This is a genomic window from Actinomadura opuntiae (assembly GCF_030283205.1).
In the GTDB taxonomy this organism is placed as follows: Bacteria; Actinomycetota; Actinomycetes; order Streptosporangiales; family Streptosporangiaceae; genus Spirillospora.
This window is the reverse complement of the sequence record NZ_JASNWF010000024.1, coordinates 39,610-59,157: the sequence shown is the minus strand read 5'-3', so window position 1 is coordinate 59,157 and position 19,548 is coordinate 39,610. Positions and strand designations below refer to the sequence as shown.

Sequence of the window (19,548 nt, the reverse complement as noted above, 5' to 3'; positions counted from 1 at the left end):
ATGACCGTTCAAGAGGGAACGTACGGGCTGGGGCCCGGTGACGGGCGGCTGCTGCTCCGGACGAGCCGCAGCGGCCTCGGCCGGCGCGCCGGCCACGACCTGACCATCGAGGCGACCCGCTGGACGGCGGAGGCGGTGGTCGGCGAGCCGCTGGAGGAGTCGTCCGGCACGGTGGTCGTCGTGGTGGACGGCCTGGAGGTGCGGGAGGGCGCCGGCGGCGTGAAGCCGCTGTCGGACAAGGACCGGCTGGACATCGCGGACAACCTCCGCAAGGTGCTCGAGGCCCGCCGGTATCCGGAGATCACCTTCACCGCGACCGCGATCGACGCCGGCGCCGGGGAGATCGAGGGCGACCTGACCATCATGGGCCGGACGAAACCGGTCCGGGTCCGGGCCGAGCTCGACGGGGACCGGCTGCGCGGCGGGCTGACCGTGCGGCAGACCCGGTGGGGGATCAAGCCGTTCTCGGCGTTCTTCGGCGCGCTCCGGCTCGCCGACGAGGTCGAGGTCGAGTTCGACCTGCGGCTCCGCGAGGCCGGGTTACCGCTCCCTCCAGAAGGTGATCAATGACAGCGGCAAGAAGGCGCATGAACACCTGGCACAACGGCAGCCTCGCCGGGACGAGCGCGCTGCTCGTCCGCCGCAACGACGGGCTCGCCTGGGCCGCGCTGTTCGACCAGCGGCAGGAGGGGAGCGCGCCGAGCTACGACGCCATCGACCCGGCGCTGCACAAGGCCGCGAACGCGGTGGAGACCTGGCCGACCGGGGACCTCACCTCGAAGTACTTCTAGGGCTTGCGGGCGCGGGCGGCGCGGGCGAACTGGTCGTCGAGGCTGCGCGGGAACGGCAGCATCCGGTGCCGGTCCCGCCAGGGCGCGAACTGCCGGACGGCGTTGAACCCGGCGGCGGTGACGATCCTCTCGACGCCCGGCCCGGGCGGGCAGGCGGGGTAGATGTCCAGGTGGGCGACCCCGGCCGGCAGCCCGTCCGGGCGGTGCGGCGAGACGAGGGTCAGCGGTGGGTCCGCGCCTTCCATGGCCGCCATGTCCTGTGCGTAGGCGAGGAGTTCGAGCGTCTCGGCCTCCGGACCGCTGTGGACGATGATCCAGCCGTGGACGTCCAGCGGCTCGGACGGGGGATCGGCCAGCGCCAGCGGCGCGATCTCGCCGGAGACGGCGCGCAGGTAGGTCTCGTGGGCTGTGTGGAGGGGTTCGAGGACGAACGTGCGGTCGAAGCGCGGCGGCCGCGCGGGCAGGAGCGGCCGGTAGGCGTCCCAGCGCAGCAGCCGCGCCAGCTGCGTCACGCGGATACCGGACGGTAATTGAGTGAGCTCGCCCTCGAGGCCGGCGGGGAAGGCGTCCACGACCAGCTCGTCCGGTGCGAGCGCGGCGAGGCCGGTAGAAGCGGGACGCACCGTCCAGCCGGACGAGACGCGCGGGTCGGCGGCGAACGGCGAGTCCGACAGGACGACGACCTCGTCGTCCACGGCCAGGGTGTGCAGGAACGCGCGGAGCCGCGTCAGGTGCCCGAGCCCGCCGCCGCGCGCGTAGCAGGCGATCAACGTACCTCGTCGAGGACGGCGAGGTACCCGGCGGTCTCGGCGGCCGGGGTGAAGTCGCCGGCGATCCGCTCCGCACCCGCCGCGCCCAGCGCCGCCAGCTCCTCGTCGCTCGCGCGGGCCGCCCGGTCGATCGCGGCGCGGCAGGCGTGCGCGTCGCCGGCCGGGAAGGTGAAGCCGATCGCCTCGTCCGCCACGTCCGCGAGGCCGCCCGCGTCCGAGCAGATCAGCGGGACGCCGAGTGCCGCCGCCTCCAGCGCCACGTTCGGCATCCCGTCGTAGAACGACGGCAGCGCGGCCAGGTCGCAGCTCGCGTACACGGCGGGCAGGTCGTAGCGCTCCAGGAACGGCAGGAACGAGTGCGGCACCGAGTCCTTGCGCTCGGCGAGCCAGGCCGTCACGGTCTCCTCGACCTCGCCGACGAGCACCAGGTGGAACCGGTCGGCATGGCCGGAGGCGGCGAGCGCGTCCAGGAAGAACCCGACGCCCTTCTTGTTCTTGAGCTGGCCGATGATCCCGATCGTCCGGCCTCCCGGCTCCACGTTGTCCGCCCGCCAAGCGTGCCCGCGCTCGCGTTCGGACGGCAGGATCCGCCACTGCGCGGTGTCGACGCTGTTCGCCACGAACGTCACCGCCGCGTCCGGGGCCAGTGCCCGCACCAGCGGCGTGTGGTTGCGCGCCACGACACAGACCCGCGCCGACGCGCGCAGCGCGTCCGTCAGGACACCGCGCCGCCGCATCGAGAACACGCCGACGTCGATGTCGTTGCCGCGCAGCAGCGTGATCAGCGGCGCGTCCAGGAGCTGCGCCAGGACGGGTGCGGCCAGCATCGAGTACGTGCCGCCGAATGCGACGACGTGCGTGTACGCGCCGGTGAGGTCCTCGGCGGTCAGCGTCGTCCACAGCCGGCGCAGCGCGTGCTCGGGATCGTCGCCGAGCGGCGCGGTCAGCAACCGCCCGCCGTGCTCGCGCGTCACCGCCCAGGGCCGCTCGCGCCGCGTCAGGTGCGCGACGTCCACCTCGGCCCCGGCGCCGCGCAGCCCCCGGACGATCCGGTCGCACGAATTGGCCATCCCGCCCTGGCTCGGCGGATAGTGCTCCGTCACCCACAGGACACGCGTCATCAGCTGTCCACGAACCCCGTGTCGCCGTCGGACCCGAAGTCGCCTTCCCCGTACGAATAGTCGTCGCCCGGGTTGAAGGCGCCGCGGTCGTAGGAGTCGAACGACGAGTACCACTGGTTGTCGTAGTACGTCCGCGAACTGCTCTCGTAGTACCGGCGCCGGTAGCCGGTCGCGAAGGACGGGTCGTACGGGTCCGGCTGCCCGCCGGCCTGCGCGACGCAGCTCGGGCAGTACCCGCCCTGCACCGCGTGCTCGGCGCAGACGGGCCGTCCGCATCCCGGGCACGCCGCCACGGCGGCCCGCCCGCAGCGTCCGAGCAGGAAGAACCCGGTGGTCACGGTGCAGCGCGTCACTGCGCCCTCCTCACAGGCGTTCCGGGCGGGGTCCAGCGGAACGGCTCCGTCGACACGTGCAGGATCCGCTCGCGCAGCTCGTCCTCCTGCAACTCCCCGCGCAGCTTGGCGTTCGCGCGGATGGTGAACCGGCTCCCCTGCTTCACCTGCACCCGGACCCACTGCGGCGGCGGGGTGCCGGGCCGCTGCGGGACCGCCTGCTTGCCGAGCCGCCGCGTCACGCCGACCAGCTGCACCGTCTTCGTCTTGTGCTTGTGCTTGATCTTGCCGCGCGGGTTGCGCTTGCGGAACTTGCGGTGCCGGATCCGGTCGGTCACCGACAGCTCGACGACGCTGCCGTCCCGCAGCTCGGCGCGCATCCGCAGCCACGGATCGAAGACGAACCACTCCGTCATCGACAGGATCGGCCGCGTCACCGGCACCTGCCGCGGCGCCCCCATCTTCTCCGGGGTCTCGCCCCGCACGTCCAGCGCGACCGACAGCAGGCCCTCCGGCGGCATGTCCGCCGCCAGGACGCGCAGCAGCGGCACCAGCACCCGCGACGTGCGCGGGGTGATCCGCCACTTGCGCCGCTTCACCACCTCGGCGTGCCGCGCGAGGCTCTGGATGACCGGCTCCCACTGGTCGCGCGGCAGCGACACCGAGAAGCCCTGCTCCAGCACCAGCGCCCTGTGCAGCGGATGGAACCCCTCGATGGCCGCGCGTTGCTTGCGCCAGAACATGACGACACCCCACCTATCGGTCTGACGGCGCGATCGTACGGTAGACCTCGGCCAGCCGGGCGCGTGACCGCGTCCAGGTCAGGCTCTCCTCGATGTGCGCGCGGCCCCTCCGCCCCATCGCGGCGGCCTCGTCCGGGTACTCCAGCAGGATCCGGACGGCCCGCGCCAGCTCCGCCGGACGGTCCGCCGGGACGAGCCGCCCGTGCTCTCCGTCGGCCATCAGCTCGCGGACCGCGGGCAGGTCCGAGGCGACGACCGGCACCCCGGCCGCCATCGACTCGATCACCTTCAGCGGCGCGCACCCCTGGTCGAGGTTGCGGGCGCAGCCGGTCAGCGGCGCCACCGACACCTCGGCGTGCGCCAGCCACGCGGCGACCTCGTGGTGCGGCAGCGCGAACCGCCAGTCGAGCCGGTCGGCGACACCGAGGCGCTCCGCGAGCCGCCGCACCGGCTTCGCCCGCCGCTCCGGCACGGACGAGCAGATCACCAGCCGGAGCCCGTCGAGGTCGGTGAGCCGGGCGAACGCGCGGAGCAGCACGTCGAGGCCCTGCCACGGCTGGAGCGCCCCGACGTAGACGATGTACCTGGCGGGCGCGCCGTCCGGCCGAGCCGTGTCGCCCGGGACGTCGGCGCCGTTCGGGACGAGGTGGATCCGCTCCTCCGGCGCCCCGAGCCGCCGGACGGCCGCGCCGATCACGCGCGAGGGCACCACGACCGCGTCGCTGCGCTCCAGGCAGAAGCGCTCCAGCTCGCGGATCTTGCCGAGCGTCGCCGGCGACGCCCACGGCCAGGTGTGCGCCATCTCGATGGACGGCAGCCCGTTGACCTCGAAGACCACCGGGTACCGGCGGCCGTCCAGCGTGAGCGCCGGCAGCGCGCTCCACGGGTCGCGGACGTGCACGACCTCCAGGCCGTCCGCGTGCTCCTTCAGGACCGCCGCCGCCCACGCCGAGAACGCCTCGGCGCGGTCGATCAGGTTCGGGATCTGCTCCCCGAACCGGACGATCTCGCGGGCGCCCTCTTTCTGGTGGTCGGGCAGGTCGCCGCCGCCGATGGCGCCGAGCAGCCCGCCGCCGAACCGCTCGAAAAGCTCGTCCGCCATCTGCGCGATGTGCACCGCCGACCCTTTGCTGGAAGGGAAGCGGTCGAACGCGAAATAGGCGGCCCGGTGCTTCACGCGACCACCGCCCCGGCCTCCTGGCGGCGGAGCGCCCGATGCCAGGCGATCTGGTCGGCGAGTCCGGCGGCCAGGTCGACCCGGGCGGTCCAGCCGAGCAGCTCGCGGGCCCGCCCGGTGTCCGCCCACGTCAGCGCCGCGTCCCCGGCCACCGGCGCCTCCCGCCGGATCTCCGGCCGGACGCCCAGCACCTCCGCCAGCACCCCGATCGCCGCCCGCACCGTCACCGGTTCGGAATGGCCGACATTGAGGGCGACGCCCGGCGGCAGTTCTTCGACGGCCGCCGCGAGCGTCGCCGCCACCACGTCCCGCACATGCGTGAACGACCGCGATTTGCGGCCGTCGCCGAAAACCGGCAGCGGGCGCCCGTCCAGCGCCGCTTCCACGAAACGGTGAAATGCCATGTCGGGCCGCTGCCGGGGGCCGTAGACCGAGAAATACCTCAGCAGGACCGTGCGGAGCCCGTCCCGAGCCGCAGCGCGCGCCAGCCGCTCGACCTCCACCTTGCTGACCGCGTACGGGCTCGCCGGATCGAGCGGATCGTCCTCCCGGTTGGGACGATGCGGCGCGGACCCGTACACCGACGAACTGGACGCGACCACCACCCGCGGGCGCAGCCGCGCCGGACGGCGCGCGCACGCCGCGAGCAGCCGCGCCGTCGCCAGCACGTTGTCGCGTTCCGCGGCGGCGCGCCCGCCGCCCCACGAACTGCGCACTCCGGGCCGTCCGGCGAGGTGGATCACCACGTCGGCCGCGGCGACCGGGTCCAGGTCGTCCACCGCGAGGTCCGTCTCGACGGCCGTGACGCCCGGCCGCGCCGCGACCTCGTCCCAGGTCCGCCGCGCCAGCACCGGCGTCGGCGACCGCCGCGGCGCGTCGACGGCGAGCACCTCGTGCCCGGCGCCCGACAGCGCCCCGGTCACCTGGCTCCCGATGAACCCCGCCGCACCCGTCACCACCACCCGCACCCGGGCACCCTATCCATCCCGCCGCGTTCTTGGACAGATCCACCGGCGCCGTGACCAGCGATGATCAATCGGGGTGTAGCCGGAGCCGCGGTGCCGGACATCTCCGAGCGACACCGACCCGAGAGAAGGGAGCCCGGCGTGCCCGATCCAGACGTGCCGGACCCGGACGGCGGCTTCGCCCGGCTGTGGGAGGCGCACTACGCCGACGTGCTGCGCTACGCGGCCCGCCGGACCGACCACGAGACGGCACGCGACGTCGCCGCAGAGACGTTCCTGGTCGCCTGGCGGCGGCGCGGCGACATCCCGCCGGACCGGCCGTTCCCGTGGCTGCTGAACGTGGCCCGCCACGTGCTGTCCAACGAGCTGCGCGGCCACCGCCGGCGCAGCCGGCTGCGGGACCGGCTGCGCGGCACCGCCCGGCCCGACCAGGCCCGCGACGTGGCGGCCGCGCTGGCCGAGGGCGGCCGCGTCGCCGCCGCGCTGCGCCGGCTGTCCGACCGCGACCGGGAGGCCCTCCGGCTCGTCGGCTGGGAGGAGCTCGACGCGCGGGACGCGGCGACGGCCGCGGGGTGCTCGGTCAAGACGTTCTCCGTGCGCCTGCACCGCGCCCGCCGCCGGCTCGCCGCCGCCCTCGCCGAGATCGACGCCGCCGACCGTCCCGCCCCCGCCGCACCGCTGCAAAGGAGCCCCCAGCTGTGAACGACCTCCACGAAGTCCGCCGCATCATGGCCCCGGCCGACCCCTGCCCGCCCGGCGCCTTCGACGGCGCCGCCCACGACCCGGCCGGGCGCGCCGCCTATGCGCGGATCACCGCCTCGGCGGCCCGCCGTCCGGGGCCGTCCCGCCGCACGACGTTCCGCCTCGTCGCCGCCGGGGGCGTCGCCGGGGCGCTCGTCGCCGGCGCCGTCGTCGCCACGAGCGACGGCAAGCCGCACCACCTGGCGGCGACGGAGACGCAGCAGGTGCTGAACGTCGCCGCGACGTTCGCGCTGAAGCAGCCGTTCACCGCGCCGCGTCCCGGCCAGTGGGTCTACACCGAGACCCGCTACCGGCGCAGCGGCGTCCCCGCCCGCGGGCAGGTCGTCAAGCCGGGAGCGCCGCTGAGCACGACGCTCGACCGCATCTGGATCCGGGCGGACGGCAAGCGGATGGCCATGTACGACCACGGGAAGCTCGCCACGTCCGCCACGGGCGGAGGGACGCCGCCGATCGACTACGCCACCGTCTCCAAGCTGCCGGCCGACGCCGGCGGGATGCTGGCCTGGGCCCGCAAGGAGGGCACTCCGGGCGGCCGGAACGAGGGCGCGTTCCAGCTGCTCGGGTCGCTGCTGCTGAACAACGGCGCGCTGCCGCCCGCGCAGACCGCCGCCGCCTACCGCGCCATGGCCAAGATCCCCGGCGTCACCGTGGACCGGAGCGCCAAGGACGGGGCGGGGCACAAGGCGGTGTCGGTCTCGTTCGTCATCGAGGGCTGGGCGAAGGACGAGATCCTCCTGGACCCGTCCACCTACGCCTACCAGGGCCACCGCACCACCGTCGCCCGCGACCACACCATGCCGGACGGCGGCCGCTTCCTGAAGGGCGCCGTGGAGAGCTACTCCGTCCGCCTGGCCACCGGCGTCGTCGACCGCCCCGGCCGGCGTCCCTGACCCACCGCCGGCGCGCTCCCCGGGCCACCCGCCCGGGGAGCGCCCGCGTCCGCGGGTCGCGCAGATGGTCGTACGCCGATGGTCGTAGACGGTCAGCGAGGACGGGCGACCCGCGCCTCGTTCCAGACCGGCTCCGGGGTCTCGTAGACCGAGCCGTCCGCGCCGAACACCAGGAAGCGGTCGAAGGAGCGGGCGAACCAGCGGTCGTGCGTCACCGCGACGACCGTCCCCTCGTAGGACTCCAGGCCCTCCTGCAGCGCCTCCGCGCTGGCCAGGTCGAGGTTGTCGGTCGGCTCGTCCAGCAGCAGCAGCGTCGCGCCGCCGAGCTCCAGCAGCAGGATCTGCAACCGCGCCTGCTGGCCGCCCGACAGCGTCTCGAACGGCTGCTCGGCGCAGAACTGGAGCTCGTACCGCGCGAGCGCGTTCATCGCGTCGTTGCGCAGCCGGGCGTGCTCGGTCATGACGATCTCGCACGGTGTGCGCCCCGCCAGGTCGGGACGCGCGTGCGTCTGCGCGAAGAGCCCCGGCACCACCCGCGCGCCGAGGCGGGCGACCCCGGTGTGCTCCACCGGACGCACCGGGGTCGCGCCGCGCGGCAGCACCTCCGCCACCGCGGCGAGCAGCCGCAGGAAATGCGACTTCCCCGAGCCGTTCGAGCCGAGTACCGCGACCCGCTCGCCGAACCAGACCTCCGCGCCGAACGGCCGCATCAGCCCGGTCAGCTCCAGGTTCTCGCAGATCACCGCCCGCTTCCCGGTGCGGCCGCCGCGCAGCCGCATCTTCAGGCTCTGGTCGCGGGGCGGGGCCTCCGGCGGCCCCGCCTCCTCGAACTTGCGCAGCCGGGTCTGCGCCGCCCGGTACCGCGACGCGAAACCGTCGTTGACCGTGGCCTTCACCTTCAGGGTGTTGACGAGCTCCCTGAGCTTCGCGTGCTCCTCGTCCCACCGCCGCCGCAGCTCCTCCAGCCGCTCGTTGCGGTCGCGGCGGGCCGCCGCGTACGTCGAGAACCGGCCGCCGTGGATCCAGACCCGGCCCGCCTCGACCGTCACGATCCGGTCGGCGCAGCGGTCGAGCAGCTCGCGGTCGTGCGAGACCACCAGGACGGTCTTGGGCGTCTCCCGCAGCCGCTCCTCGAGCCACTGCTTGCCCGGCACGTCCAGGTAGTTGTCCGGCTCGTCCAGCAGCAGGACCTCGTCGGGGCCGCGCAGCAGCGCCTCCAGGGCGAGGCGTTTCTGCTCGCCGCCCGACAGCGTCCGCGTCTCCCGCCACCGGCACGCGTCGTAGGGGACGCCGAGCGCCGCGACGCAGCAGGCGTCCCAGAGCACCTCGATCTCGTAGCCGCCCGCGTCACCCCAGCCCGCGAGAGCAGTCGCGTATTTCAGCTGCGTCGGCTCGTCGTCGCGCTCCATCATCGCCAGCTCGGCGGCCTCCACCGCCGCGGCCGCCTCCCGCACCCGCGGCGGCGCCACCGACAGCAGCAGGTCGTGCACGGACGACTCGTCCCGCACGTTGCCGATGAACTGCCGCATCACGCCGAGCCCGCCGCTGTGCGCGACCGTCCCGCCCTGCGGCGTCAGGTCCCCGGCGACCAGCCGGAGCAGCGTCGTCTTCCCTGCCCCGTTCGGCCCGACGAGCGCCGCCGTGACACCGTCGCCGACCCGGAACGACACGTCGTCCAGCAGCACCCGTCCGTCGGGCAGCGCATGGCTGACATGCCCGACCTCCACGTGACCCACGCTGACCCCTCGCCCTTGAGAACCCGCCGCCGAGTCTCCGGAAGGCGCCGCGACCCGTCAAACCATTTTCCGCAGGCCTCAGGCGGGGGCCAGGAGCGATCGGACGTGCGCGGCGGCCGCGTCGAGCGGGATCTTCTCGGTTTCGCCGGTGGCGCGGACGGTGACCTCGGCGACGCCCTCGGCGAGGCCGCGGCGGCCGACCGTGACGCGGTACGGGATGCCGGTGAGCTCCACGTCGCGGAACTTCACCCCGGCGCGTTCGGCGCGGTCGTCGATCACGACCTCGACACCGGCCTCCAGGAGGCCGGCGTAGATGCTCTCTGCGGCGGACGCGACGTCCGCGTCGTCGGACTGGGCGATCACCACGGCCACCTGGAACGGCGCGACGGCGGGCGGCCAGACGATGCCGCGGTCGTCGTGGTGGGTCTCCACGATCGCGGCCATGGCGCGCTCGACGCCGATGCCGTAGCTGCCCATCACGATCGGGACGCGCTTGCCGTCGGGGTCGAGGACCTCGGCGCCGAGGGCGCGGGCGTAGCGGTCGCCGAGCTTGAAGATGTGCCCGATCTCGATCGCCCGGACGATCTCCAGCGGCTCGCCGCAGCGCGGGCACGGCTCGCCCGCGGTGACCTCGCGCAGGTCGGCCCAGGCGCCGACGGTGATGTCGCGGTCGACGTCGACGCCGCGCAGGTGCATGTCGTCGATGTTCGCGCCGGTGAACATGGCGCGGCGGCCGCGCAGCGCCTCGTCCGCGATCACCGGGAGCGCCACGCCGACCGCGCCGAGGCTGCCGGGCAGCGCGCCGAGCGCCGACTGGATCTCGCCGGGCTCGGCGGCGCGGATCTCGGCGGCGCCGGTCGCGTCCACGAGCTTCTGCTCGTTGAGCGCGTGGTCGCCGCGCAGCAGGACGAGGGTGAGCGTCCCGTCCAGGAGGTAGACGAGCGTCTTGATCTGCCGGTCGCCCGGCGCGTCGTAGGCGCGCAGGTCGTCGATGGTGCGGACGCCGGGCGTGGCGAACCGCTCGGGCGCGGGCAGGCCGGGCCCGTCGGACGCCGCCGGCAGCGCCGACGTGGCGCGCTCGATGTTCGCCGCGTACCCGCAGGCGGGCGAGTGGGCGACGAGGTCCTCGCCGACGTCGGCGGGGCACATGAACTCCGTGGACCCGGCGCCGCCCATGGTCCCGCTGGACGCCTCGCACGCCAGCGCCGGGAGCCCCAGCCGCGCGAAGATTCGCGTGTAGGCACCGTGGTAGGCGTCGAACGAGGCGTCCAGCCCGGCGCGGTCGACGTCGAAGCTGTAGGCGTCCTTCATGGTGAACTCGCGCGTGCGCATGAGGCCGCCCTTGGGGCGCGGCTCGTCCCGGAACTTCGTCTGGAACTGGTACCACTGCTGCGGAAGCTGCTTGTAGGAGTTCAGCTCGCGGGCGACGGTGGCGAAGATCTCCTCGTGGGTCATGCCGAGCGCGTGGTCGGCGCCGCGCCGGTCCTTCAGCCGGAACATCTCCTGGCCCATCAGCTCCCAGCGGCCCGACCGGCGCCACGGCTCGGCGGGGTGCAGCGCGGGCAGCAGCATCTCCTGCGCGCCGATCGCGTTCATCTCCTGCCGGACGATCTCGATGATCTTCGCCCGGACGCGGACGGCCAGCGGCAGCAGGCTGTAGTGCCCCGAGGTGAGCTGCCGGATGTAGCCCGCGCGCAGCAGCAGCCGGTGGCTCGGCGCGTCCGCCTCCGCGGGGTCGTCGCGGAGCGTGGGCGCGAACATCTGGGACCAGCGCATTACGCGAGGGTAGCGAAGCGGCCCTAGCCCATGCCGCCGGTCAGTACCCTTGTTCGCTGTGAGTCGAGAAGGTGTGACGCCGCAGAGCGAGGATTTCTCCGCCTGGTACAACGAGCTGGTCGTGCAGGCCCAGCTCGTCGACCGCGGACCGGTTCGCGGCACGATGGTCATCCGCCCGTACGGTTACCGGGTGTGGGAGCTGCTCCAGGCCGACCTGGACCGGCGCATCAAGGACGCGGGGCACGACAACGCCTGCTTCCCGATGTTCATCCCGGAGTCCTACCTCAAGCGCGAGGCCGAGCACGTCGAGGGCTTCTCCCCGGAGCTGGCGGTCGTGACGATCGCGGGCGGCAAGGAGCTGGAGGAGCCGCTGATCGTGCGGCCGACCTCCGAGACGGTCATCGGCGAGTACATGGCCAAGTGGATCGACTCGCACCGCGACCTGCCGCTGCTGCTGAACCAGTGGGCGAACGTGGTCCGCTGGGAGATGCGGCCCCGGATGTTCCTGCGCACCACCGAGTTCCTCTGGCAGGAGGGCCACACCGCGCACATCGACGAGGACGACGCGATGCGCGAGACGATGTGGGCGCTGGACGCCTACGCGGGCGTGGCGCGCGAGCTCGCGGCGATGCCGGTGGTGGCGGGGGAGAAGACGCCCGGCGAGCGGTTCGCCGGCGCCGTCCGCACGTACACGATCGAGGGCATGATGCGCGACGGCCGGGCCCTGCAGGCCGGCACCTCGCACTACCTCGGCACGAACTTCGCCAAGGCGTTCGAGATCCAGTACCAGGACGAGGCGGGCAAGCTGACCCTGGCGCACACCACGTCCTGGGGCATGAGCACCCGGATGATCGGCGGCATGATCATGACGCACGGGGACGACAAGGGCCTGGTGATGCCGCCGCGCCTCGCCCCCTACCAGGTCGTGATCGTCCCGATCGGGCGCAAGGAGCAGGGCGAGCAGGCCGCCGCCGAGGCCCGCCGGCTCGGCGCCGCGATCAGGTCGATGGGCATCCGCGTGCACGTCGACGACAACCGCCCGCAGCTGTCGCCCGGCTTCAAGTTCAACGAGTGGGAGATGCGCGGCGTCCCGGTCCGCATCGAGCTGGGCAAGCGCGACATCGAGGCCGGCGTCGCGACCGTCGTGCGGCGCCTGCCGACCGTCGAGGGGCAGGGCAAGGAGCAGATCCCGCTGGAGAAGGTGCCGGAGGTGCTGCCCGGCGTCCTCGCCGAGTTCCAGTCGTTCCTGCTGGCCCGGGCCGAGGCGTTCCGCGAGGAGCGCACCGCCGCCGTGGACGCCTGGGACGCGTTCACCGCGCAGGTCGCCTCCGGCTGGGCCCGCGCGTTCCACTGCGGCCGCACCGGGTGCGAGGACGAGATCAAGGCCGAGACCGCCGCGACGCCCCGCGTCATCCCGGCCGAGGCGCCCGAGGAGAGCGGCGTGTGCGTCAAGTGCGGGCAGCCGTCCGCCTACGGCAAGCGCGTGATCTTCGGCAAGGCGTACTGAGCCCGCGTCCGGGCCCGCCCGCCGCGCCGGGACGGCCGCGCGGTCAGGACTCCCCGTCCTGCTCCGCGCGGCCGTTCGCCGACAGCCGGCTCAGGTACGGCTGCACGAACCACGCCCACCCCGACAGCGCCAGGACGGCCACCGCCGCCCCGATCGCCGCCTTGTCCACCGCGAGCGTCTGCACGATCAGCGTGGTCGAGGCGGTGATCGACAGCGCCAGCGCGAACGCGCCGAGGATCCCGAACCGGTTCGCGCGCCGGATCAGCAGCGGCTTCTTGTTGAGCTGGAACAGGATCCGGTGCTGGAACACCGGCGCGATGAAGCAGATCGAGGCGACCGCCGCGCCGAACAGCGCCACGTAGAACAGCGCCTTGCCGATCTCGTCCACCATGGTCCATCCCTTGGAGAACGGGACGGTCAGCAGGAACGCGAACAGCACCTGCACACCGGTGGTCGCGACCCGGAAGCCCTGGAGCAGTTCCATCAGCTGCCGGTCGAGCCGCTCGTGCTCGGTCTCGTTGCGCGGTTTGGAGGAGGGGTCGACGCTCATGAACGCCTCCTCCCCGGCAAAACGCCTATCTGCACCGGGTGTGACGTTCCGTACGGCCCGTTCGCCCGGCCCGTTCCGCCCGGCTCAGTCGAGCGTGGGGGCCTCGACCCGGAACGCGAGCATCGACACGTCGTCGCGCAGGTCCCCGTCGCAGAACTCCAGCAGCGCCCGCTCCACCGTGCCGAGCATGTCCTCCGGGGTGCCGCCCGCCTGCGCGGCGAGCGCCTCCAGCAGCCGCTCCTGCCCGAACTCCTGGCGTGCGTGGTCGCACGCCTCCAGCACCCCGTCGGAGTGCAGGATCAGCGTGTCGCCGGCGCGCAGGTCGATGGTGTCCGCGCCGGCCTCGAAGTCCTCGAACAGGCCGAGCGGCACGCCGCCGCGCGACGCCGACCGGATCACCCCGTCCGCGCGGACGATGATCGCCGGCGGATGGCCGGCCGTGCCCAGCGACACCGTGACCCGGTCGTGGGCCAGCTCCACCCCCGCCATGATCGCGGTGACGAACCGGTCCTCGTCCAGCAGCGCCTCGTTCGCCATGCCGAGGATCTCGCCCGGCCGCGCCTTCCACCGCGCCGCCAGCCGCATGCAGTGCCGCGCCGTCGCCGTCACGGCCGCCGCGTCCTCGCCCTTGCCGCACACGTCGCCGAGGACCAGGCCCCAGCCGTCCCCGACGCGGAACACGTCGTAGAAGTCGCCGCCGACCTCCGCGCCGTGCGTCGCCGTCAGGTACCGCGCCGCCACCGTCGCCCCCGGGATCGTCGGCAGCGCCCGCGGCAGCAGGCTCGCCTGCAGCGAGTCGGCGACCTCGGCGCGGCGCCGGTAGAGCCGCGCCGCCCGGATCACCAGCGCCAGGTAGCGGCCGAGCCGCTGCACGACCCCGAGGTCCATCAGGTCGAACGGCCCGTAGTCGCCGCCGGAGGCGAGGGTGATCGAGCCGAGGCACCGGTCGCCGTCCTCCACCGGGACGCTCAGCAGCGACGTCGCGCCGATCTTCGCGCAGATCGGGACGCCGTCGGCCGCCATGCCCAGCTCGTCCAGGTTCTCCAGGTGCGGCCGCAGCGCGCTCTGCCGCGTGACGAACACGGTGTGCGGGAGCGTTCCGGCGGCCGGACGCATCTCCTGCAGCGTCCGCGCGGCCTCGACGGCGTACTCGTCGTCCGGCCCCATCACGACCTGGCGGTGCAGGACGGGCGGCGTCCCCGCCGCCGGGGACTCGCCCTGCCCCGCGCCGCCGTTCGGTCCGGTCAGGTCGATGAACGCCCAGTCGGCCAGCTCCGCGGCCAGCAGCCGGGCGCACCGCCGGACCGCGACCGTCTCGTTGAAGACCGGCTCGTCCAGCAGCAGCTCGCTGGCGGTGGCCAGCACGTCCATCCGGTGCACGATCGTGGCCACGGCCTCGTCGTCGATGCGGCCCTGGGGCTGCCCCTGCGGCGCGCGGGCCTGCGGCGGCGCCGCCGGCTCCGGCACGCGGGGCGCTCCCGCCTCCGGCCGCGCGGCCCGCTTGGCGCCGTCCCGCTGCGCCGCCGCGGCCCGTCCCGTCCCGCTCGCACCGGCCCCGCCCGCGCCGGCCCCGCTCGCACCGGCCTTGGCCGAGCCGGCCGGGCCCGCGCCGTCGGAGGAGGGCGCGCCGGCCGGGGGCTTGGCGGCGCCGGCCGCGACCACCACCATCGGGTCGGCCTCACCGCGGATCCACACCCGGGCCAGCGTCACGGTCGCGTCCACCGGACGCTCCCGGCCGAGGAACCGCACGGGCACCCGCCGCCGCCGTCCCGTCCGCACCACCGCCGCCAGCTGCGAACGGACCGCCGCCCGGGTCGCCAGGTCGCAGAAGGAGGTGAACTGCTTGCCCGAGACGTAGCCGGACGAGGTGCCGAGCAGCTCCGCCGCCTGGCGGTTCGCCCGCCGGACGCTGGTGTTGCGGTCCAGCAGGAACAGCGGCACGGGGGCGTCCTGGAAGACCGTCCGCAGCACCCGCCGCTCGTTCTCGGCCGCGGCCGACCCGCCCTGCTCGGAGCCCTGCTCGGAGCCGAGGGTGCGCAGCGCCGTCAGCGCGAGCTCGAGCTCCTCCAGGGCGGCGTCCAGGGTGACCCGCAGGTCGGCCTCGGGCATGCCCGCCGCCTGGCGCAGCGCGCCGATGCGCCCCTCGAGATCCGAGATCTCCCGCACCAGGGACTCGGGTTCGAGCTGATCGGGCTGGTCGTGCAACGGGTCTCCCTCTGTGTCCGCGAGGCACGGTGGAAAATCATCTGGTTCGTGGCTCTGCTCATTCGAAGCGCGGTCTCGACGACTGCATCTCGCAGCCTATGCCGGTCACCTCCGTGCGCCTAGCGCGGGATCTAGGGAAGCCCCTGGTCACCGACGATTCGCTGCGCCAGTGCGGTCAGTTTCACATGCCGCGTCTGGGAGATGCGGCGCATCTCCGCGAACGCCTCGTCGGCGTCGCAGCCGAGGGCGTGCATGAGGATGCCCTTCGCCTGGTCGACGACGGCGCGCGCCTCCACCGCCTCCCGCAGCTGGACGGCGGTCCGGTGCACGTCGTCGTACTGCTGCGCGTTCGACATCGTTGCGGTTCCCTGTGCCATCAGCAGCGAGACCAGCGCGAGCCGGCCGTGCCCGAGTGCCTTGGGCGTCACACCGTACAGCGTCAGCGTCACGAGCACCGGCGGGTTCAGATGAGGGGAGGTGACGAAGCACCGCACGCCGCGGCGCAGCATGTCCGACACCGCCTCCGGCCAGCGGGTCTCGACCAGGATGTCGTCGCAGCTCAGCGCGCGGCGGTCCATGACCACGTCGAAGATCGGGCCGCGTCCCCGCGACAGCTGCCGGTCGGTGACCTCGGCGAGGTCGGGATGGCTGGCGGCCGCGGCCAGCGGCTCGGGCCGCTCGGCGTCCGGCGACCGGAGCTCGTCCGGCACCTCGTCGCCCGGCCCGTCCGGATCGAGCCCGTCGGCGAGCCGGCGGGAGGTGCCCTGCTGGCGCGGGACGCGCGGGACGTCCGGCGGCCGCGGGGCCTGGTCGGGCGAGGTGCCGAGCGCCGCGACGGCGTCGGCCAGGGTCGCCGGCGGCAGCGCCCAGCGGACGCACGCGGCGCCGGCGCAGCCGGGCACGGCGCGCGACGCCAGCTCGGTCACCCGGTGGAGGGTGCCGACGTCCGAGGATTCCCCGACCACCCCGAGCCGGGCGATCTCCACGGCGAGCTGGTCGGTGAGCACCGATTCGGTTGGAGCCACGCTTATGACGTTATCCTGCGCCACGTCATGCCGGGCACCACTGCCTGCCATCGGGCCCTTCCTTCCGCCGCGGGGCCCGCTCGGGACCCGTTCCGCGCCCGCTCCGGGGCCGTTCCGCGCCCGTCCGCCGGGGGGCGGTCAGTTGTTCGGCGGGGCCTTGCTGATCTCGGGGAGCGGGCCGCCCGACTGCCCGTCCGCCACCGCGAGGTCGCCGATGGACACGATGCCCACCGGCCGCCGGCCGCCGTCCACCACCGGAAGCCGCCGGACCGCCCGTTCGACCATCAGCCGCGCCACCGTCTCGGTGTCGTCGTCGGGGTGCACGGTGCAGATATCCGCGGTGCAGACGTCGCCGAGCGGCGTCAGCGACGTATCGCGGCTCTCCGCGACCGCCCGCACCACGATGTCCCGATCGGTGACCATCCCGCACAACTGCCCGGCATAGGTGACCAGGACGTCGCCGATCCCCTCGTCCCGCATCACCCGCGCCGCCTCGTACAGCGTCGCGTCCAACGGCAACACCTGCGGGGCCGGGGTCATGATGTCGCTGACCCTTCGTGGCATCGCGCGCACATCCTCTCGAATAACCGGCGGCTCGCGTGGCCCGTGTGCGCGCCCTACCCACGGTCGGCGCGCCTATGCGGACGGTCTTGGTGGCCTGGTGCGGCGCGGGTCAGAACGCGAACACGGTGCCGGTGTGAGAGTGCATCACGCAGTCGTTGGCGTACTGGGCGTGGAACGAGACAGGGTTGCCGTGCCAGCGGCCCTCGGCCGCCGCGACGACGGGCGCGTAGACCTGGGTGCACATCCGCCCGTCCGGGGCGTGCGTGAACTTCCCGCCCGACCCTTCCAGTTCTGAGCACGCGCGCGCGGGGTCGGGGTGCCGCCCGCCGGGCGGGTCGCAGTACAGCGTCACCGCACGCGTGCCTGACGTGTCGTGCCCTGGGTGCGTCAGCGTCAGCCGCAGGGAAGTCTTGGCTTCCCCGTCATGTGCGTGGACGGTCGGCGAGAGCGCGAGCACGGCGCCCGCGATCACGGCGATGATGTTCGACATGGCTACTCCCGATGGCCGGAGGGACCATCGCTCAATGTATCCATGCGACTACGAACCGTACAGGGGAACGGCCGATCCCGCGGTCACGGGGTAACCGCGGGATCGGGTCGGAGGGTGAAAGGGCCGGGGGGCGCGGCGCGCCGGGCCGGGTCAGGCCGCGAGGATGTGGGCGGCCCGCTTGTGGTCCGCGAGGGCCTCGCGCAGCTGCTTGCGGCCGCGGTGCAGGCGGGACATCACCGTGCCGATGGGGGTGCCCATCATCTCGGCGATCTCCTTGTAGGGGTAGCCCTCGACGTCGGCGAGGTACACCGCGTCCCGGAAGTCCTTCGGCAGCGCGCGCAGCGCGTCGACCACGTCGGAGTCGGGGATGCGGTCCAGCGCCTCGGACTCGGCGGACCGGAAGCCGGACGAGTGCGCCTCGGCCTGCGCGATCTGCCACTCCTCCAGCTCCTCGGAGCCGGCCCGCTGGGGCTCGCGCTGCTTCTTGCGGTAGGTGTTGATGAAGTTGTTGGTGAGGATCCGGTGCAGCCACGCCTTGAGGTTCGTGCCCTCCTGGAACTGGTGGAAGTTCACGAAGGCCTTGGCCAGCGTCTCCTGGACGAGGTCCTCGGCGTCGGCGCTGTTGCGGGTCATCCGCACGGCGCTGGCGTACAGCGGGTCGGCCAGCGGGAGGACGTCGCGCTCGTAGCGCCCCTCGGTGCCGCCGGCCCGGACGGCGTTCTCGACGCGCAGGTCGTCGTTGTCGATGCGAGCGGTCTCGCGGACGGGCATGGTGACAGCGGTCATCATCGCTCCCCGTGGTCGTGACCCCGTGAAGGGCCGGTTGCTGGCGCGTGCTCGGCGGCACGCGCGTACCGGGCGGAATGACCGCCCCCCGTTCAGGTGGTACGCGCCACCTCTCCCGACGGGTTCGGCCGGCGTTGGCACGCTCCAGCGAGCTGGTCTCGCGGGTTCGCGCTGGTCTCCCGGGGGGAGATCGTCGGCTGGTCGGGGGTTCGGCGCCGCGTCGGCGCGGGCCTCGAGGCGGGTGCGCGGACCGGCGGTGCCAGGGCGACCCCGGTGGCCGGGACGTCGCGGGTCGTGCTCGATCAGGCGCATCCACGCTCTGGTGGCTTCCCGATAGATAAGACGCGAAAAGGGGGCCCGAAGGTTGCGTGGCGTCCGTCACATACCGTGGCGAGTCGGCCGAACCGGGGCGCAAGTGGCGCTATATGGCCCGATCGGCGCGTCTCGTCAGGACGGGAGGATGCCTCCTCGGGACGGGAGACGCCCCGTCAGGACGGGAGATGGCCGGCCAGCACCGTCCGGACGAGCTGGCCCGCGAACTCCTCGGGCTCGGCGGGGAGCCGGGCGCCGGCCGCGACCGTCTCCGGGCCCGCGAGCCGGATCAGGAACGCGTGCTGCTGGCAGCCGCCGAGCAGCGCGGCGGCGATGGACGGCAGCGGCGCCCCCTCCGGCAGCCGCCCGGCCCGCTGCTCGGCCTCCAGGTAGCCGATCAGCGCGGCGTGGCCGAGGACCGGCCCGGCCGCCGGGCCGCCGGGAGGCCCCGAGGGCGGCCCGCCGGGGGAGCCGGGCGGGCGCGCCGGGTCCGCGCCGCGGCCGGATGCGGCCGCGGCCTGCCGCTGCTCGCGGACGGGCCCGTCCCCGCGCAGCCAGGCGATCAGCTCGGGGTCCGCCAGCACCGGCCCGATCATCGGCAGCAGTTCGCCGTAGAAGCGCACCATCTCGGCGGCCAGCCGGGTCAGGTTGCCCTCGACCGTCCCCTTGCCGGCGGACCCGGCGAGGGCCGCCATGGCCGTCCGCGCGGTGCCGGTGACCTCGCCCAGCGCCGCCGCGAACAGGGCGGTCTTGTTGGCGAAGTGGTTGTAGAGGCTGCCCTCGGAGACGCCCGCGCCGCGCGCGATCTCCTTGGTCGTCGCGGCGGTGATCCCGCGCTCCCGGATCACCGCGACCGCCGCCGCGAGGATCCGCTCGCGCATCGGCTCCCCGCCGGCCCCTCTGCTCGCCGCCACCGGCGCCCCCTTCCCGTTCCGAGCTGGACGGTAGCAGTCCCAGCATACTGAGTGAGTGCTCACCCGTGCCGACTTCGCGAGAACACCGGCGAACGTCCCTCACCCGAGGTAGCGTCCCCCTCACCGCGGGTT

20 protein-coding genes are annotated in these 19,548 nt (G+C 73.9%); 5 read left to right on the top strand and 15 right to left on the bottom strand.

Features of this window, described 5'->3' with window-relative positions:
• Both QP089_RS39585 and QP089_RS39580 read left to right on the top strand, forming a co-directional pair.
• Entirely contained in the window at positions 1 to 570 is a 570-nt protein-coding gene (locus QP089_RS39585) for a YceI family protein (protein WP_285919155.1), read from the top strand.
• A 17-nt stretch (positions 571 to 587) separates the two neighbouring features.
• Entirely contained in the window at positions 588 to 791 is a 204-nt protein-coding gene (locus tag QP089_RS39580) for a hypothetical protein (protein WP_285919152.1), read from the top strand.
• Here the strand turns inward: QP089_RS39580 and QP089_RS39575 are convergent.
• The 6 genes from QP089_RS39575 to QP089_RS39550 are packed head-to-tail and all read right to left on the bottom strand — an operon-like array spanning position 788 to position 5,902.
• Positions 788 to 1,561: a hypothetical protein gene (locus QP089_RS39575; RefSeq protein WP_285919150.1), complete on the bottom strand. Its 774-nt coding sequence runs from the start codon at positions 1,559 to 1,561 to the stop codon at positions 788 to 790. The two genes, QP089_RS39580 and QP089_RS39575, sit on opposite strands and share 4 nt — an antisense overlap.
• A complete protein-coding gene (locus QP089_RS39570) occupies positions 1,558 to 2,682 on the bottom strand; it encodes a glycosyltransferase family 4 protein (RefSeq protein ID WP_285919149.1) in 1,125 nt (374 codons plus the stop codon). Before QP089_RS39570 ends, QP089_RS39575 begins: the two co-directional genes overlap by 4 nt.
• Positions 2,682 to 3,035, bottom strand: a complete 354-nt coding sequence (locus QP089_RS39565) for a hypothetical protein (protein WP_285919147.1) — start codon at positions 3,033 to 3,035, stop codon at positions 2,682 to 2,684. The genes QP089_RS39570 and QP089_RS39565 overlap by 1 nt, the downstream gene beginning before the upstream one ends.
• Complete coding sequence (locus QP089_RS39560) at positions 3,032 to 3,757, bottom strand: hypothetical protein (protein WP_285919145.1); 726 nt, start codon at positions 3,755 to 3,757, stop codon at positions 3,032 to 3,034. The genes QP089_RS39565 and QP089_RS39560 overlap by 4 nt, the downstream gene beginning before the upstream one ends.
• A gap of 13 nt (positions 3,758 to 3,770) precedes the next feature.
• Complete coding sequence (locus QP089_RS39555; protein ID WP_285919144.1) at positions 3,771 to 4,934, bottom strand: glycosyltransferase family 4 protein; 1,164 nt, start codon at positions 4,932 to 4,934, stop codon at positions 3,771 to 3,773.
• The gene (locus QP089_RS39550; protein WP_285919143.1) at positions 4,931 to 5,902 is read right to left on the bottom strand and encodes an NAD-dependent epimerase/dehydratase family protein; all 972 of its coding nucleotides are present in this window, start codon (positions 5,900 to 5,902) and stop codon (positions 4,931 to 4,933) included. Before QP089_RS39550 ends, QP089_RS39555 begins: the two co-directional genes overlap by 4 nt.
• Positions 5,903 to 6,040: 138 nt before the next feature.
• On the opposite strand from QP089_RS39550, the gene QP089_RS39545 reads away from it, so the two are divergent.
• Both QP089_RS39545 and QP089_RS39540 read left to right on the top strand, forming a co-directional pair.
• The gene (locus tag QP089_RS39545; RefSeq protein WP_285919141.1) at positions 6,041 to 6,601 is read left to right on the top strand and encodes an RNA polymerase sigma factor; all 561 of its coding nucleotides are present in this window, start codon (positions 6,041 to 6,043) and stop codon (positions 6,599 to 6,601) included.
• Positions 6,598 to 7,551, top strand: a complete 954-nt coding sequence (locus QP089_RS39540; RefSeq protein ID WP_285919139.1) for a CU044_5270 family protein — start codon at positions 6,598 to 6,600, stop codon at positions 7,549 to 7,551. Before QP089_RS39545 ends, QP089_RS39540 begins: the two co-directional genes overlap by 4 nt.
• Before the next feature lie 92 nt (positions 7,552 to 7,643).
• On the opposite strand, the gene QP089_RS39535 is transcribed toward QP089_RS39540, so the two are convergent.
• Together QP089_RS39535 and QP089_RS39530 are read right to left on the bottom strand one after the other, a co-directional pair.
• Positions 7,644 to 9,287 (bottom strand): ABC-F family ATP-binding cassette domain-containing protein, encoded by a 1,644-nt coding sequence (locus QP089_RS39535; protein ID WP_285919137.1) that lies wholly within the window; start codon positions 9,285 to 9,287, stop codon positions 7,644 to 7,646.
• Positions 9,288 to 9,365: 78 nt separating this feature from the next.
• Positions 9,366 to 11,063 (bottom strand): proline--tRNA ligase, encoded by a 1,698-nt coding sequence (locus QP089_RS39530; RefSeq protein ID WP_285919136.1) that lies wholly within the window; start codon positions 11,061 to 11,063, stop codon positions 9,366 to 9,368.
• 58 nt (positions 11,064 to 11,121) lie between these two features.
• Here QP089_RS39530 and proS point away from each other — a divergent pair, with 58 nt between their 5' ends.
• On the top strand, positions 11,122 to 12,570 hold the full coding sequence (proS, locus tag QP089_RS39525) for a proline--tRNA ligase (protein WP_285919134.1): 1,449 nt from the start codon (positions 11,122 to 11,124) through the stop codon (positions 12,568 to 12,570).
• Positions 12,571 to 12,613: 43 nt separating this feature from the next.
• Here the strand turns inward: proS and QP089_RS39520 are convergent, their stop codons facing one another.
• From QP089_RS39520 to QP089_RS39490, 7 genes are all read right to left on the bottom strand, one after another.
• Positions 12,614 to 13,120, bottom strand: coding sequence for a DUF6328 family protein (locus QP089_RS39520; RefSeq protein ID WP_285919133.1), 507 nt, complete (start codon positions 13,118 to 13,120; stop codon positions 12,614 to 12,616).
• A gap of 84 nt (positions 13,121 to 13,204) precedes the next feature.
• Positions 13,205 to 15,325: a SpoIIE family protein phosphatase gene (locus QP089_RS39515; RefSeq protein ID WP_353070672.1), complete on the bottom strand. Its 2,121-nt coding sequence runs from the start codon at positions 15,323 to 15,325 to the stop codon at positions 13,205 to 13,207.
• A 131-nt stretch (positions 15,326 to 15,456) separates the two neighbouring features.
• Entirely contained in the window at positions 15,457 to 16,350 is an 894-nt protein-coding gene (locus QP089_RS39510) for an ANTAR domain-containing response regulator (protein WP_285919131.1), read from the bottom strand.
• Positions 16,351 to 16,488: 138 nt separating this feature from the next.
• Entirely contained in the window at positions 16,489 to 16,914 is a 426-nt protein-coding gene (locus QP089_RS39505) for a CBS domain-containing protein (RefSeq protein ID WP_285919129.1), read from the bottom strand.
• Between the two features lie 109 nt (positions 16,915 to 17,023).
• The gene (locus QP089_RS39500; protein ID WP_285919127.1) at positions 17,024 to 17,404 is read right to left on the bottom strand and encodes an SSI family serine proteinase inhibitor; all 381 of its coding nucleotides are present in this window, start codon (positions 17,402 to 17,404) and stop codon (positions 17,024 to 17,026) included.
• Positions 17,405 to 17,554: 150 nt separating this feature from the next.
• Entirely contained in the window at positions 17,555 to 18,190 is a 636-nt protein-coding gene (locus QP089_RS39495) for a sigma-70 family RNA polymerase sigma factor (protein WP_285919125.1), read from the bottom strand.
• Positions 18,191 to 18,678: 488 nt separating this feature from the next.
• Positions 18,679 to 19,416, bottom strand: a complete 738-nt coding sequence (locus tag QP089_RS39490) for a TetR/AcrR family transcriptional regulator (RefSeq protein WP_285919123.1) — start codon at positions 19,414 to 19,416, stop codon at positions 18,679 to 18,681.
• Positions 19,417 to 19,548: the final 132 nt, after the last annotated feature.